The organism is Mesorhizobium abyssinicae (assembly GCF_049887195.1).
Taxonomy (GTDB): Bacteria; Pseudomonadota; Alphaproteobacteria; order Rhizobiales; family Rhizobiaceae; genus Mesorhizobium; species Mesorhizobium abyssinicae.
Genome location: NZ_JARAKC010000095.1, coordinates 1 through 1,032 on the forward strand (window position 1 = coordinate 1; position 1,032 = coordinate 1,032).

The 1,032-nt window shown below is 63.7% G+C and carries 1 protein-coding gene; it reads right to left on the bottom strand.

Annotation, left to right across the window (positions count from 1 at the left end; translation table 11 throughout):
* Positions 1-1,032: amino acid adenylation domain-containing protein (locus tag PU724_RS33770; protein ID WP_483238259.1), on the bottom strand; the 1,032-nt coding region annotated here is incomplete at both ends.

A 1,032-nucleotide genomic window follows, 5' to 3' on the forward strand; every position in this document is an offset into this window, starting at 1 on the left:
CGTGCTCGGCAAGGCGCGCCGCGATCTCGCCCGGCTCGATGCGGAAGCCGCGGATCTTCACCTGGTCGTCGTTGCGGCCCAGGAACTCCAGATTGCCGTCGCCAAGATAGCGCGCCAGATCCCCGGTGCGATAGAGACGGTCGCCCTCGACAAAAGGACTGGCGATGAAGCGCTCGGCCGTCAGCGCGGGCCGGTTGAGATAGCCGCGCGCCACCCCCGCCCCGCCGATATATAGCTCGCCAACCGCTCCCAACGGCACCGGCTGACCATGAGCGTCCAGGAGATACACCCGAAGATCGGGGATGCGGCCTCCAATAGGACTTCCCGACGCAGATGTGTCCGGCTCGCCAAGAGGCCGATAGGTTGCATGCACGGTAATTTCCGTGATGCCATACATATTGATCAGTTGCGGGGCGGCTTCTGGATGCTTTGCATACCAGGCTCTCAGAGTCGGCGGCTCCAGGGCTTCCCCACCAAAAATCACATAGCGAAGACGGTTACGAACACTGCTCTGGCAGTCCGCATCGATGAGCATTCTGAACGCCGAGGGTGTCTGGTTGAGAACGGTCACGCCCGACTTGCAGATTAGATTATGGAAGTCGGTGGCAGAGCGAGCGGTGTCGACCGGCACGAGTATCAAACGCCCGCCGTAGCGGAGCGCACCCCACAGCTCCCACACTGAGAAGTCGAACGAGAAGGAATGGAACAGGCACCATACGTCGTGTTCGGTGAAGCCATACCAATCCTGAGTCGCCTCGAACAAACGAACAATGTGCGCATGTTCGACCATGACGCCCTTGGGCGTCCCGGTGGAGCCTGAGGTGTAGATGATATAGGCGAGATGGCGCGCGGTGAGCCCGAGCGCGCGCGGGTCGGGATCGCAAGCCGGCTGCCCGGCCCAGGCAGGTGCGGCGGTGTCGAGGTCGACCACGCCGACATGGCCAAGCGCCTGCGCGCCGAGCGCCTGGCGACCGGCCGCATCGCAAAGCAGCAGCCGCGGCGCGGCATCCTCAAGCACCTGGGTGAGGCGCG